Source organism: Terriglobales bacterium (assembly GCA_035561515.1).
GTDB lineage: Bacteria > Acidobacteriota > Terriglobia > Terriglobales > Acidobacteriaceae > DATMXP01.
Genome location: DATMXP010000053.1, coordinates 29,945 through 44,456, shown reverse-complemented (window position 1 = coordinate 44,456; position 14,512 = coordinate 29,945). Strand labels below are relative to the sequence as shown.

General features: G+C 55.1%; 12 protein-coding genes. All 12 read right to left on the bottom strand.

Features of this window, described 5'->3' with window-relative positions:
• Positions 1–71 precede the first annotated feature (71 nt).
• Positions 72–503 carry a c-type cytochrome gene (locus VN577_22945; GenBank protein ID HWR17705.1) on the bottom strand — a complete coding sequence of 144 codons (432 nt, stop codon included), beginning with the start codon at positions 501–503 and terminating at the stop codon, positions 72–74.
• Between the two features lie 532 nt (positions 504–1,035).
• Positions 1,036–2,019 carry an SMP-30/gluconolactonase/LRE family protein gene (locus tag VN577_22940; protein ID HWR17704.1) on the bottom strand — a complete coding sequence of 328 codons (984 nt, stop codon included), beginning with the start codon at positions 2,017–2,019 and terminating at the stop codon, positions 1,036–1,038.
• A gap of 59 nt (positions 2,020–2,078) precedes the next feature.
• Entirely contained in the window at positions 2,079–2,405 is a 327-nt protein-coding gene (locus VN577_22935) for a hypothetical protein (protein HWR17703.1), read from the bottom strand.
• A complete protein-coding gene (locus VN577_22930; GenBank protein HWR17702.1) occupies positions 2,402–2,830 on the bottom strand; it encodes a hypothetical protein in 429 nt (142 codons plus the stop codon). The genes VN577_22935 and VN577_22930 overlap by 4 nt, the downstream gene beginning before the upstream one ends.
• 92 nt (positions 2,831–2,922) lie before the next feature.
• On the bottom strand, positions 2,923–4,632 hold the full coding sequence (locus VN577_22925; protein ID HWR17701.1) for an FAD-dependent oxidoreductase: 1,710 nt from the start codon (positions 4,630–4,632) through the stop codon (positions 2,923–2,925).
• A gap of 41 nt (positions 4,633–4,673) precedes the next feature.
• The gene (locus VN577_22920; GenBank protein ID HWR17700.1) at positions 4,674–5,600 is read right to left on the bottom strand and encodes a cytochrome c; all 927 of its coding nucleotides are present in this window, start codon (positions 5,598–5,600) and stop codon (positions 4,674–4,676) included.
• Positions 5,601–5,676: 76 nt separating this feature from the next.
• Positions 5,677–8,820 (bottom strand): TonB-dependent receptor, encoded by a 3,144-nt coding sequence (locus VN577_22915; GenBank protein HWR17699.1) that lies wholly within the window; start codon positions 8,818–8,820, stop codon positions 5,677–5,679.
• Positions 8,821–8,897: 77 nt separating this feature from the next.
• Entirely contained in the window at positions 8,898–10,082 is a 1,185-nt protein-coding gene (locus tag VN577_22910; GenBank protein HWR17698.1) for a hypothetical protein, read from the bottom strand.
• A gap of 310 nt (positions 10,083–10,392) precedes the next feature.
• Complete coding sequence (locus tag VN577_22905; GenBank protein ID HWR17697.1) at positions 10,393–11,793, bottom strand: MFS transporter; 1,401 nt, start codon at positions 11,791–11,793, stop codon at positions 10,393–10,395.
• Positions 11,794–11,851: 58 nt separating this feature from the next.
• Positions 11,852–12,955: a hypothetical protein gene (locus VN577_22900; GenBank protein HWR17696.1), complete on the bottom strand. Its 1,104-nt coding sequence runs from the start codon at positions 12,953–12,955 to the stop codon at positions 11,852–11,854.
• 104 nt (positions 12,956–13,059) lie between these two features.
• On the bottom strand, positions 13,060–13,380 hold the full coding sequence (locus VN577_22895) for a cytochrome c (protein ID HWR17695.1): 321 nt from the start codon (positions 13,378–13,380) through the stop codon (positions 13,060–13,062).
• Positions 13,381–13,411: 31 nt separating this feature from the next.
• Entirely contained in the window at positions 13,412–14,506 is a 1,095-nt protein-coding gene (locus tag VN577_22890) for a hypothetical protein (GenBank protein HWR17694.1), read from the bottom strand.
• Between the last annotated feature and the right edge of the window lie 6 nt (positions 14,507–14,512).

Here is a 14,512-nt window from a genome sequence, read left to right as displayed (position 1 = left end):
CAGAATCGTCGTCCTTGCTCAGTGCTCAGTGGATAGCGGACGTTTCAAACCCCGCTACTCTCGGCGAATCTCTATTTGCTTGAACTGTCGCTCACCTGCAACGAGCGGAGGTACTCCGTAAGGTTGTGAACCCGAAGGTTTGCTTGAGCTTCGTCCCCCATGCCGCTGAAAACGGAGCCCCAGCTTGGCATATCCTTCTTGTTGAGGTGAGAAGTGCTCGTCGGCGTCTTGAGGGTCTTGTTAACAAGTTCAGCCGGGAACTTGCCGCCATGTCGTTTTGAGAGTGTCGTAAGATCTGCCGCCGGTTTCTTCAACGAAGACGCGGCCGCACCCTTGCCTTTGCCGTCCGTACCGTGACAGGACGCGCAGTAGGTCGCAAACATTTGCTTTCCGTCGGTCGCCGGCACCACCTTCGCGGATTTGTACTTCACCGAGGAATCCTGAGCCAGTGCACCGAACGCAAGTGCACTTGCAATCACAAGAACAGCGAAACTTCTCTTCATAAGCTACCCTCCAATCGGTTGCTCACTGATTTGCCTTGCGGAATGAGTCCGGAGTACTTGGTTTGGCTGTATTGCCTAGCGTTTTTACGTAGCTGACCAGTGCATCGATCTCAAATGGCGTTAGCAGCGCGCCAAACGGAGGCATGTTGCTGGATCCGTTGATGATCTGGCTGCGGAGCTTCGCTGGGAGGCTTTTTTGTACCTTCGAAGATCGAAGGTCTGGTGCTCCCAAACTTCGCCCCGTCTTAGTTGGGCTCCCATTCGCCGAGTGACAAGTAGCGCAGGTCGTCTCAAATCTACGCTTGGCCTGGCCGAGACTCGCCGCCGAAGGCTTAACTTCGGTTTCAGTGCCGGTCAGAGACACGGAAACTAAGAGCCCAAGTGCGAGAATTGCGGCGCTATGGATGCACGCGAAAGTGCGACGACGATTCGACTTTGTGGTTCCCTGTACCGCCAAAATTCGGTACCTCCAGATCACTAGAAATGCCAGCACTTGTTAATGCGAAGTCTCTCTGTTGCACATTGCGAAGATCTACGGAGGGCCAATTCCCGCGATCTCGACCGGGAGCCGGAAGAGCCCTGTGCGCGCTGTAATAAAGAGCAGTTTCTTGTCTGACCCTCCGAACGCAAGATTCGTAGCCCGCCCGACTGCAATCGTGCCCAGATGCTTGCCCTCGGGAGAAAGGACCCACACTCCGCCAGGACCAGCACAGTAGACATTTCCTTGTTCATCAACCTTGATGCCATCAGGATGTCCGCTACCGTGAGTGACTTTCTTATCCGGATCCATATGAATGAAAATCCTGCCGTTTTCGATTGTGTCGTCAGGCATGACGTCAAAGCGCCACACCGTCATCTGCGCCGTACTGGCCATGTACAGGTATTTCTCGTCGGGTGAGAATGCGAGACCGTTCGGCCGATTGAGATCTCTTGGAAGAGCAAGCAAACTGAGTTTGCTTCCTTTGAGCATGAGCACTCTTGGCTGGTCTGGATAGACCGTCGGTAGGTCCTCACGTATTTGAGCGCGCCCCGGATCGGTAATGTACAGAGTGCCATTCGATTTGAAGACGAGGTCGTTGGTGGCATTCAAAGGGCGGCCTAGGTAGCCCTCAACAATCAGCGTGCGGCTGCCGTCCTTTTCCAAACGGATTACCTGGCCGGAAGGCGGGCCCATCATGTCGCCATGGGCAGCCCAAACCAACCTTCCATCACTATCCAGGGTGATCCCGTTGGCGTTAGTCTGCTCCAGAAAGGTTGTTACCCGCTCATCCTCAGGGTTCCATTTCAGAATGGTTCCGGCGCTCAGATCGCTGAATAACAAATATCCCCCATCCTCAATCCAAACCGGGCCCTCGATGCGTGGTGGAGCTTCGGTCACCTTGAACGTCGCATCTCTCGTAACGATCCGGTCCAAGGCAGGATCGTGCCTATCGATACGCCCTTGCTTCTTTTCCTGAGCGAGGCAAGACAGCGCCACCAGGATGACCACGATTCCGGATACGTGCCGTCTCACCATTGCCGTCTTAACCTAAAGCCCTGCTCGCAAGTGCAACTTTCTCCCGAATCAATACATAGTCACCAAAGATTGAAACGATACCCATAAACGACAGCTAGAAATGGAACCGCTATGAGCGGGATGATCCACACCCAAGCGGATGACACTGACCACTTCACTCGGTCGATGAATGGCGTGCAAAGCAGACACACGAGCAACGCCCCCAGTGTGCCCATCACAATCCAGCCGTAGTAATACATGCCGGGCTGAGGTTGATTGGGGTCGAGTGCAAGTCGCCAAACGTGTGACTTCGGGTAATACACGAGATATCGCATACGCAGGAAGAAGACGAGCGAATATACGACGGCGAAGGAAACCGTGAAGATCGGGAGAAGGCGTGGGCTCATACGCCGACCCCAGCCAGATTATTCACGACGTGTCCTACTAGGAACGCCCACCAGACGATCACGGTGAGCACAAGTGTTAGTGCTCGTCGTGGAACGACTGCTTCCGACGGAGCTACTTTGCGCCAGTAATACCAGTAGCCCGGTAAGATTCCGAGACCGATCGCGACGAATTGTTCCTTGATATCGAAAATACCGACCATCAACTGTCCCCGGCGCAAGGCTACGATTAGGTCATGTGAACCGATGCGGTAGTTGGGGTAAATGATTAGTCCCATGACGACAGTTAAGAGGTAGAGAACGATGATGGCGCTGGTATACCCGGCAGGACGCACACGTCGAAGGCTAGCGACAAACGAATTCTGACCTGCTCGGGACGGGACACAGACCGCTAGCGCCTGATGAGTAATCGCCCCAAGAAGTGCCACTGCCAATAATCCATGAACAATCAATAAAAGTGTGATCATCATCAACAATCTGAGACCGCAAGTGGCCACTTTAGCCACGGCATGTCACGCCATTACGCCGAGGACTTCTCCGCGGCCGCATGGATGCCTGCCATCCGCCCATAAAACGAGTAGATACCGAGAGTTCCGTGCCCGCGGTAACGGCCTAGGTAGTGTGCGCATTCACCAGCCGCATACAGGCGAGGAATAACTCTTTCGTCATCGATCGAGCCCACTTTGCCCTCGTCATGCAGTCCCGCGCGATCGAGTACTTGCCCACGCGTATTCACACGAATACCGTTCCGGCAAGTGTGTTTGAGAATCGCCAACTTTGCTGCGTAGAAGGGCCCTCGAACTATCTTGCTCGACAGCACCGGCCTGCCAAAATCGGTGTCTTTCCCACTATCAACAAACCCGTTGTACCGAGACACTGTAGCGTCCAGTCCGGATGCATCGACCATCATGATCGAGGCGAGTTCGCGCAGTGTCCCAGCCGTGGCGACCATGCCCGGGTATAAAGCGATGCCCGACTTTGGGTCTGGATTACTAATCTCATCAAGGTGGCGGGTCCAGCCGAGTGCAGCAGCACCGTCGCCATCAGTCACGGCCCACACGTTCCGTGGCCGCTCTTTCAGATTTAGATAAGATTGGAAAAATGGATGTTCAGGAACGCTATGTAACTTGATGCTGAACTTTGGATTCTTCGGAGAGGGATTTTCTTCCTTGCCCAGCATCTCGTTCAGGTAGCGATTCCCATCGCTCTTGACTAAGACGACCTTCTGAAAATCCGGGATCTTCAGGCCGGTGTGGATACTGGGAACTGTGTCGAAATTCTGGGGCTCCCATATTTGGTACACACGCGAGCCCCAGCGCGGGACCAGATATGGGCCGAATGCCATGTTGCTCAACTCGGCGCCCACATCGGACGCTGCAATATGTCCTTCGCCGAGGCAAAGCCGATAAGGCCAACAGTCGGGATAGATATCGTCAGTGAGACGTGGATCCTCGGCTAATCCCATTCGCAGGTTTCCCGACCAGCCGCCCGTGGTGACCACAACCGCTCGTTTCGCTCTGATCGCGAGCGGTTTACCTTCACTCTCAGCAGCAACACCGATAACGGGACCGCTCCCCTCCGATCTCAACAAGCGAGTCATCTTGTGCTTCAACAAGATCGAAACGCCACGCTGTTCCGCGGCTCTGAGCAGCATCAACATCATTCCGAGACCGCCGGTGTGCGGGCCGCCTGGATAGTCCGGAGATGCCGCGATTTTATGACCTCTGGACTTGCCATTGCCGATACGATCCGCATTCGATGTGGACTGGAATTGGTCGGCGAACCTGATTCCCTTCTGTTCCAGCCAGAGAATATGTTCCGCTCCCCCTTCGGAATACTTACGAATGAGTTCCGGGACAGCGGTCCATTCGCTGTCTGCCATCATGTCTTCGTACAGCCATTCTGGCTTGTCTTCGATGCCATTCCGCTTCTGCACATGCGTGGCAGCCACAGTCATGTGGCCTCCGGACAATTTTCCGCAGCCCGCCGGAACAGCATCTTTCTCCAAGACCACCACCTTTGCTCCGGCGGTGGCGGCTTCGATCGCTGCGCATGTGCCCGCGATACCGGAGCCGATGACGACGACGTCAGCAACCATGTTCCATTTTCGGGGAATGCCGGCGGCTTCTGCTGAAGTATTCGCGAATGCCGCACCGGTGGCTACTGCCGCGGTTGTGACTGCAGTGCCCTTGAGGAACGATCGCCGTGTCGGCTGCTTGGGTTTACTCATCTATATTTCTCCGTTCGCAGTCCACGCCCGACAGCTTTACCCTAGCGGACGCCTTGGAGCGAAACTCCGTTCCCTAGGCCATCCTTCTTCAGACTCATCTTCAACATCTGCTTAGGATCCGTCGGCAGCTCTCTTGCGCCGGTCGGATATCCGTTTTCGCTCAGGACAAACGCAGTCAAGTCCACATACTGCTGATCAGAGAGACTGCCAGGATTCTCCACGGGCATTGTTGCCTTGAGCTTGCCATGAAATGCAGCCACACTGCCGTTCTCCCAATGCAGCCGAAAGAACGGGCCGGTGAGTGGCGGACAATATTCGCCATCGTTGAGCGCTTCACCATGGCAGTCTGCGCAGTAGGTTGCGTAGGCTTCTTTACCGCGTTCGACCTGCTCCGAAGTGAATGACGGATGCACGGATACGGTAGTAGCATCCGTGGTATGCGGCCCCGGCGTTGCCGCCATGATCTTCTTGCGCAGTGCAAAAACCTCAGACGAGCTCATCTTCTTCGCACGCGCTGCGGCTATCTCTGAGGGCTGAACTGGGTGAAAATCAGCCGGAAGCAGCTGGTCATTGCCCCACGCCGTGAATATGTAATTCAGAACTGCTGCGAGCTGCTTGTCATCGAGGAGAGCCCACCCTGGCATTCCGCCGTCAAACGCTTCTCCCTGCACAACGATTGGCCCTTCCACTCCATACAAGGCCATTCGAAGCAGATAGTCACGCCCTTCTGGCTTCGCGAAAGCTTCTGGTACGTGGCCAGCAAGAGGAGGAAATGCACTCGATATTCCTTTGCCGTTCTTCTGGTGACATGCACTGCATCTTGCGCCATACACTTGCTCGCCCTCTCCCGAATTGCCTTTGGGAGCGGCCGGCTGCCCGGATGGGGTCGAAGGGCCCTGCGCTTTGGTCGAAATAAACGGAATAAGCCCCAATACGATTGCCAGAGTTGCCAGTGGAAGTTTCTGCATGCCCGTCGTCTTTATTATTAGGTTATTGGAGCGACCGAGGTTTGCTGCGCGCGGCCGCTCCTTAGGTAACAAATCTCTAGAAGCCTATACGCAGGCCAAACTGAAGCTGTCGGGCACTGGTCGTCGTGTACGTGATTACGCCAGCCGATGGGCTGGGTGTTCCATTACCTGCCAAGCCGACCGTGTTGGGGAGGCCGAAATTAGCGTGGTTGAACACGTTGAACATTTCCGCTTTGAATGTCACTTCCGCCCGCTCACCCAAATCAAACGTCTTTCCCAACGCAAGATCGAGATTGGTTAGCCCCGGACCAATGACGGTGTTCCGACCTAGCTTTCCGTAGGTTCCGGCAGCCGGACGAGAAAATGCGCACGGATCAAACCAGTTCTGTGGAGTACCCAGTTGGACTGGACTCCCATCGGGGTTTGTCAGACACGACGATGTGCCACTCGTGGGATTGTTGCTGGCTCCCGCGTTCAGGTTCGGACGCTCGGAGAGGAACTGAGCTCCGTCACGAGAAACAGCGCTGGTGAGGCGAACCGTAAACGGCTGACCCGACGTAATCTGAGCGATTCCATCGATGCTCCATCCGTTAACCAACGCACCCAGGCCGGTAGAGTTAACTTTCCACGGCAAAGGATAGCTGAAGTTGAACCCCAGCGCGTGCGTCTGGTCGAAGTCCGAGCGGCCCCAATCTGCTCGGATGTCGTATGGATTCTGCACCAACTGCGGAGAGCGACGACTGTCGGCACCGCTGATGGTGGAGTTGATATCGAGCGATTTCGAGTAGGTGTAGAAGATCTGGCCTGTCAATCCACTGGATGTCTGCTTACGCAAAGTAATCTGACCGGCGTTGTAACTCGACGTACCGTTCATTTGCAGGTGAAGGATTGACGAGAAATTGGGATTTATCTTGGGAGTAGCGGACGGGTAGAACACTTCTCCGTTCACAAATGTTGGGTTCGGAGTGTTCGCTTCGCGGCTAGTCTGAAGGTGGTAGCCACGGTTTCCGATGTACGCAACCTGAAGGACCGTGTCCTTAGTGAGCTGCTGTTGGATGGACAGGTTGTACTGATGAGTGGTCGGGGTGTCCTGTGGCCCAAACAGCGTGGTCGCGGAGGCTCCTGCTGTCAGACTGCCTGAGGCGTCCGGAAACGGCGGGTTGTTGGTGATGAATCTGCCATAGAACGGAGGGAGAGAAAGGTTCAGCGAGTAGACCCATGGCAGGATGAGATTGTGGTACATGCCATAGGCGGCTCGTACAACCGTCGACCCACTCTCGTTAACGCTCCACGCCAGACCAACGCGCGGTTCCAGGTTCTTCTTCCCGGTACTGAACAGCCTGTCCGTAACTACCATTGCAGGAGCAGTGAGAGAAGGAAGAGTCGATGTCTGTCCTCTCCCATCGATCGGATCGGTTGAGATTTCCCACCGCAAGCCAAGATTCAACGTCAAGCGAGAATTGACCGCGAAATCATCTTGACCATACAAGGCGACGATGTTCTGCCGCCAGTTCCAGGTCGGGAGGGCGCCCAACGGAGCCGAAACCGTTAACCGGTTTGAGATTCCCTGCAGCATGTTGGCGAACGACGTGAACTGATAACCGCCTCGCACAAAGTTCCCGAGGGCCAGATTATCTTGGACGCGCTCGAAATTGAACCCTGTCTTCAACGTATGCTTCCCAGCGATGTAAGTGAAGTCGTCACTCCACTGGAAAACGTTGTAGGCCCAGATTCTCTCTGCTGTGCCCTGGCTGGGTGAGCCAAGGAACGTAATGGCTGCAGAAGCCGAAGCACCACCGATAATCAAGCCGCCCAGCTTCTGACCAGGGACGAAGGACAGGGAATCAGGCACACCGATCAAAGCCGGATCCCACAGGCTGTATGACCGATTGAAAGCGAAACGGAAATTGTTTACGGCTTTGCTGCTCAGGATGCTCGTCGCTTGTAACGTGCCATAGTGCCTGCGGCCTACCTGTGCCAGAGCACGATGCGGGAGTTCACCGGGTTCATTGGTGTTGTCCTTATCGTAGGTATAGCGACCAAACAAGCTGGTGCCCGAGGTCAGCTGGTGATCAAGCCGAACCATGAAATTATCCTGGTTAGTAGTGACTGTAGGATTGGTCCGATACTCGCCAAATCCATCACCGAAATCTCTTCCGTTCGGCAACGGATACAAGTCGAGATAGGGCTGCATCACGGGGTTCACCGTCACGTTTCCACTGGGCAGAATTCCCTGCTTGGCCGCCGCGGTGGGAACGATCGCAACCTGCGTTCGCGAGAGACCCTGCCGCAGCCCTTCATATCCACCAAAGAAGAAGGTTTTGTTTTTGACAATAGGCCCTCCGATCACTCCACCAAATTGACCTCGACGAAACGGTGGCGGACCGGTTTCGGGATCGAAATAGTTGCGTGCGTCGAAGGCGCTGTTGCGAATGTATCCGAAAGCGGTGCCATGAAGGTCGTTGGTTCCAGAGCGGGTTACCGCTGTGGTTACGGAACCACTTGCGCGGCCATACTCCGCCTTGAACGAACTGCTCAGGATCTTGAACTCTTGGATTGTTTCAACCCCCAAGTTCGTTCCGGCAGCGCCGCCGGGCGTGCCATTACCCTGGTCGTTGATGTCGGTCCCGTCCAGCAGGAACGCGTTCGAGGTACTACGTTGTCCTTGCACGGAAAAGCGTTTCCCCGTACCAAAGGACTGCGCGGCTGTGAGCTCGCCCGGAGACGTGGAGACGACCCCTGGCTGAAGCAGCCCGAGTTGGTCCCAGCTCCGTCCGTTCAAGGGCAGCGACCGCATCGTGCGAGCATCAACGAGCGACCCCAAGCTTGCGGTCGTCGATTCCACGAGTGGAGCTTCGCCCATTACTTCGACGTTTTGCTCAACTGACCCCACCCCAAGGGACACGTCAACCACGGCCTCTCGTCCGACCGTCAGCACGATGCCGCTCCGGGTGACTCCACGCAGCCCCTGATGTTTTGCCGTAACCCGATAGCTGCCGAGGCCAAGCGAAGGAGCAGAATAGCGCCCCGTACTATCAGTTAGGAGAGTACGAGAGATGCCGGTTTCCTCGTTAAGAACAACAACGCTGACGCCGGGCAAGGCCGCGCCGGTACTGTCGGTCACGGTACCTGAAATGGTGCCAGTGCTCACCTGTGCGGACGCGAGCGCAGAAAACATGATCATCAGCATTCCAACGAGAAAGAGGTTGCGTGTCTTCATGGACGAACTCCGCTCTTTGTTAATCTCTGTCAAGAAAGTGTCACTGCTACAGCAAGGGAAACATTCGCTCGCTTGAGCTACCTCTTTGCTTCGGACTTGCCTTTCATACTCGTCTTCACTGGCTTACCGCTGGAGAGCTCTGCCGGCAACGCCAATGTCCAAACATGGTCGGGCTGTTTGCCGACTGGGATTCGAGCCACTTCTTTTAGGCTCTTGACGTCGATGGCCTGCACAACTCCAGCAGCCGCGCAGGGGACATAAACCGTCTTACTGTCGGGAGTCCAGGTGACCCAACCCGGATCGCTGCCATTGGCAGGAGGCGTTGCGCTTTCGATCGTGGGTGCTGGTACGTACCCAACGAATTTCAAGTCTGGCAAGGTGTAAAAGAAGACAGCGTTCGATCCCCTACTGACCACAGCAAACATCTTTCCGTTAGGAGAAACTGCCGCGCCATGTGTCGGAATGCGATTCCTGCGGGTCAGGGGTGGCCCAAGCTTAAACCCGCTTGGTTGTTCGGGAAGCTGGACTCGAGATACTTCCTTCTTCGCCGCGAAATCCACAACCGCAAATTCTCGAACCGGATTGAAGATCTCGACGACGTATAGGCGGTCCGTAGAACCATCAGGGGCAACTCCGATTCCAACGGTAGCGACGCGGCCCTTGAATGGAAGTGTCCACAGCGGCTCAAACGTCTTGGCATCGGTCACCACTAAAGTCTGCCCCGAGCCGGAAACGAAATATTTGCCGTCTTCCGTCGTGTAGCAATCGTGCCCTTCCGTGAACCCACTCAGAGTCTTGAGGACTTTCAGTGAACTGGTATCAACCACGTCCAGGCCGCCGCCCCCCAAGGTAGGATTAACAAGCCCTCGCTCGTCTCTTGCGGCACCGATGCAAACGAGCAGTCGCTTTCCGTCTTTGGTAATGGTCGGCACGTTTGCGCGACGGCCGCTCAACGCAGACTTCCTGAGAATTTTTCCCGTCTGGGTGTCGATTACGTACAGGTTCTCGTCGTCCACTTCGCTGGTTACGTAAGCAAGCTTTCCATCAGGAGAAAACGTAACTCCGTGCGGCTTTCCGATTCCGTCTATCGTTTGAACAACTTTGTTCGTAGCAGTATCAATGACGTGAATGCTGTCTTTTCCCTCACTGCCGTTGTTAAGCACCCAGATCCTTGTGGTACCCGCCGCCAACGGCATTGCCAGAAGAAGGAGGACGGCATAAGCCAACGCGCGAGACTGATTCCGCGTAAACACCCGTTTCATCGATTTACCCCACTGCGGTTTCGTCGAACGAAAGAAAATCACTCAACGATGTTGTGCGTGATTTTGTATTCTTCCCGTTGATGAGTGTCAAGTAATTGTTGACGATTATCGCAATTACTGTGCGTTTATCGCACATTGATAATTCGCTGCACGCGCTTCTACCCTCATAAGCTGACTTTTTGGCTTACGACGACGGCCGGTTAGTGCGCCAACGACCGTCTTCGTGCGAATAACGCACGCGAGAAAGTAGGTTGAAAGCAGCCTGAATCTCGGGGGCAGAATCGCACACTTTCCGCGCAGACCCGGTGATTTAGTGGGACTTGCCATCCATTACTGACGGAAGGTGATGCCGGATTGCCGCTAAGGCCGCGAGCACTAAGAGCATGGTCAGGCCCAACATAGCTAGGTATCCAGACGGCCCCAGAGAGGCTATTGCAGCGGCTCCCGCAAAACTGCTGGTTACGGCACCCAGTCTCCCAAACATGGCCGCCGTAGCAGTACCCGTCGCTCTCACACTGGTGGAATAAACGTAAGCACAGAGGGCGAACATGGTGCTCTGCACGGCGTTCACGAAAAGGCCGTGTACGCCCAGGCCGAAGATCAATAGCATGCTGTGATCTCGAAAGCCCAGCTGGGTAAGCATCAATGCGCTGATCGCTCCAGCAAGGCAACACAGCAGCAGCGGGATGCGAGAGCCGTATCGTGCAATGGCCATAGCACACAGCAAGGCGCCCAGGACGCCGCCCGCGTTATACGCAGTCAGTCCTGCTGAAGCAACCGCTGTGCTCAGCCCCGACGACACGAGCATGGTCGGAAGCCAACTGAACGCACTGTAGATCGTCAGCATCGACAGAAAGAAGGCGGACCAAAGTGCAACGGAATCGCGTCGGTAATCGGGCGCAAGTAGAGAGGAAAGGCCATAGTGTTGCTCTCGCACCTGTTCGGCTTCATCGCAATAGACGGCTTCTGCTGGCGGCCTAACGCCAAAGCGGCCCAGTATCGACGAAAGCTCTGCCCAGCGCTCTCGGCGGCGCGCCAGGAATCGCGGAGATTCGGGTAAGTTGAACATCAAAAGAATCGCCATAAAAACCGGGAACGCACCGCCAACCAGAAACAGTGGACGCCATCCCGAGTGAGGTAACACATAACCCGAGAAAAGCCCCGCCAACATGCCTCCCAATGGCACACAAACAATGGTGGCGGTAATTGCGACGGTGCGACGGCGTCGCGGCGCAAACTCCGCCACGAAGGTAGTGGCCGTTGGGAGCGCTCCTCCAAGGCCCAATCCCGCGAAGAATCTAAGCATGCCGATTACAAACAGATTGGGTGCAAGCCCCACCACAGAGGTTGCGATGCCAAACATCAATACACTGCCGACTAGAGCCACTCGCCTGCCAAACCGATCGCCAATGATTCCTGCGCACGCACTCCCAATACCCATGCCCAGCAATCCAGCGGCGACCACGGGGGCAAAAGTGGATCGAGCGACACTCCATTCCTGCGCAATCACCGGGATAGCAAAACCGATCAGTTGCCCGTCAAAGCCGTCCATGATGACAGCCGCCGCCGCAAGTAGCGCTACAGTTTTCTGGAATCTCGTGAAGGGTCCGTCATCGATGATACGTCCGATATCGAGGCGCACCGCGCCCGGAGACTCGGCCGAGTTTCCAACGATATCATTCGAATTAACCGCAAGGTTATGGATTCGCATCTTGTTTTCGTTCACCCCAGCGAGCACTGAAATCCGAATGGCCACGAACCCCGTCGCACTATTTCTTCTTCTTTGGCAGCTTCAACGTAAAGACGTGATCTGGTTGTTCGCCAACTGGGATCTCTGCAATTGGGACCATCTTTTTTGCATCGATCGCCGTCACTGTATTTAACATTGCGTTGGAGATGTAGACCGTTTTGCCATCCGGTGTGAACGTAATCCAGCCGGGGTCACCTCCATCCGCTCCGTCGGGCGCGTTCTTCAAACGAGGCGTGGGAACAAAGTTGATCACTTTCAAGTCAGGCAGCGAATACACAAACACGCCATTCGCTCCGCGACTTACGACCCATAGTGTCTTTCCATCGGGCGAGACTTCATTTCCATGAGTTGGAATGCGGTTTCGTCGCCTAAGTTTTTCCCCGAGAGTAACTCCGCTCGGTTCGTCGGGAAGTTGAATTCTGGCCACTTCCTTGCGCTGGGCAAAATCAATGACCGCAAATCCCCGGAAATCCGTGAGGTTCGAAAATAACCTGCGTGTAGAACCATCTGGATTGAGTTCTTGGGCGGTTGTAGTTACTCCCTTGTCGAATGTCACTTCCCATAGAGGCTCTTCTGTCTTTACGTCGATAACCTCAAGAAACTTGCCGCCTAGCGTACTTGCAAGCACGTACTTGCCGTCGGGAGTGATGTAACAGTCATGCATCCCGCCGCGGCGAGGGATACTCTTGGTTCGCTTCATGGTCTTCGTATCCACGACATCTACGAAACCACCGCGTTGGGACTGCATGTGTCCATACGCGTCTCTCAGTCCATTGATGCAGATAAAGAGCTTGCCTCCGTCTCGGGTAATCGCTGGCAGGTTGGCAGTTCCCTTGCTCAGTTCGTCAAGCTTGCGCAGTGTCTTTCCGCTGCTCGTATCTACCTCATAGAGCGCATTCTCCGACTCGCTGGTAATGTAAGTGCGTCTTCCGTCAGGAGAAAAAGCTGCCCCGTGCGGATCAGGGATACCCTCGATGATCTGCACGACTTTGTTCGTAGAAGGATCAATCACATGGATGTTTGTTCCCTTATTGTTCAAAACGTAGATTCGGCCGGAATCCGCACCAAATAGGGCAGACAGCAAGAACAATATGATGCAACTAACCTGGATACACTTCGCCATGATGTGGTTTCACCCCTGCAGTTCAAATCGACGGTTCAACACAAACTCGACGAGCACAATCGGTGAGCGGACAACGATGGTGTCTGTCGAATGCCAAGTGAACGTTATAGCGTCTTGAGATACGCCAGCAGATCCCGCATCTCCTCGGGAGTAATCGCATTCCTGTAGCCAGGCATCAGCCTGCTACCTTGGCGGATCCAGCGCTCGACATTTTTGTCGTTGACAGGCGTGCCATCCAACAACGCCCTTTGCTTGTAGAGCCCCGCGAAACCTGGGCCCGCCCTCGCCTTCGTTGAATTCGCATAGTGGCAGACGTCGCACGTGGAGTCAAACAGGCGCTTCCCGCGAGTCGCGTCTCCCTTCTGCGAACATGCGCCAAGCAGGAGCGAGAAAGCGAACATGAAAAGTAGGCCAATGGCTTTCATGCAATTGCGACGTCCCCTGTGGCTCCGCTGTTCATTTCTGGTTGACGGTTACCCGAACAAGTTGATTCGCCTTGGGCAGGGCGAACCAGACGGAACCATCGTTGTTCGCGTAAAGTTGTTCGATCTGCTTGGCATTCTGGACCGTCCACATTTGAAATCGCTTGGTTTCCGTATCGAAGCGAACCAGGTGACCAGTTCCCGCTTCCGAATACCAAATCACCTTGCCGGCATTCGTAATTGCGCTCGGACTGCTAGTTGGTCCACCTGGCGACGCCCATTCGTCAAAGGTACCCGTCTCAGGATTGAAGCAGCCAATATAGCCACGCGCATTGTCCGTAAACCAGATTCGATCGTCTGGAGTGATGGTCAAATTCATCACTCCGCTCTTACGACTTGGAAGCTTATGCTCCGTGATTTTCATCGTGACGGGGTGGATGCTCAGTAGTTTGGGAGCGCCGAGATCCGAAAAGAAGGGCGTGCCTTTCGAAGTTACCGCGAGACTGTACGGATTCGAACTACGCCCGGGTACTGCCGCTAGCTTGATCTCGCTCGTGAAGAGATTCACAAACCCGACTTTGCTTCCCTGCGGGTACTGAGGAGGCTTGGGCTTCATGATGGTGAACCAGATGACCCCGTTTGGATCAAAGCTGAGGTCATGAAGAAGCATCTTGCCGCCCTGAATGCGCAATTCGCGGAGTTCGCGGGCATGGGAGTCGTACTCCGCGATGAAACCGCCGGTATGCGAACTGAAGAACAATCGACTCTGAACACCGCTGCCCGCGTGCTCAACCAATCGATACGGATCCGATTCGGGGCGCAGACGGATCTCTTCAAACTTCTGCGTCTTGGGATCGAATCTTCCGAGCGCATTTACCCCGGGAGCTGAAAACCACACAGAACCGTCGCGTCTGCTCACGAAAAGGTCCTGCGGAAGCGAATTCGGTTTCGGCAGGTCCCAATGTTTTATTGAAATCTCCCCGCTGCTTGCGACTGACTGAACCGAACCCTCACCCTGCTGCGCGGCTGAACTAGACGTCGCTTCCCCGACGGCCATTGTGCTGGATAGAAATAGTGTTACAAGCAACATCAGGCCGCCCGGGATGTAACCGACTTTGCGTGGACTCAAGCGACT

Excerpts from the sequence above, each read along its gene's own strand:
- VN577_22945 (HWR17705.1), bottom strand. The coding sequence starts at position 503 with ATGAAGAGAAGTTTCGCTGTTCTTGTGATTGCAAGTGCACTTGCGTTC.
- VN577_22940 (HWR17704.1), bottom strand. The coding sequence starts at position 2,019 with ATGGTGAGACGGCACGTATCCGGAATCGTGGTCATCCTGGTGGCGCTG.
- VN577_22935 (HWR17703.1), bottom strand. The coding sequence starts at position 2,405 with ATGAGCCCACGCCTTCTCCCGATCTTCACGGTTTCCTTCGCCGTCGTA.
- VN577_22925 (HWR17701.1), bottom strand. The coding sequence starts at position 4,632 with ATGAGTAAACCCAAGCAGCCGACACGGCGATCGTTCCTCAAGGGCACT.
- VN577_22920 (HWR17700.1), bottom strand. The coding sequence starts at position 5,600 with ATGCAGAAACTTCCACTGGCAACTCTGGCAATCGTATTGGGGCTTATT.
- VN577_22915 (HWR17699.1), bottom strand. The coding sequence starts at position 8,820 with ATGAAGACACGCAACCTCTTTCTCGTTGGAATGCTGATGATCATGTTT.
- VN577_22910 (HWR17698.1), bottom strand. The coding sequence starts at position 10,082 with ATGAAACGGGTGTTTACGCGGAATCAGTCTCGCGCGTTGGCTTATGCC.
- VN577_22905 (HWR17697.1), bottom strand. The coding sequence starts at position 11,793 with ATGCGAATCCATAACCTTGCGGTTAATTCGAATGATATCGTTGGAAAC.
- VN577_22900 (HWR17696.1), bottom strand. The coding sequence starts at position 12,955 with ATGGCGAAGTGTATCCAGGTTAGTTGCATCATATTGTTCTTGCTGTCT.
- VN577_22895 (HWR17695.1), bottom strand. The coding sequence starts at position 13,380 with ATGAAAGCCATTGGCCTACTTTTCATGTTCGCTTTCTCGCTCCTGCTT.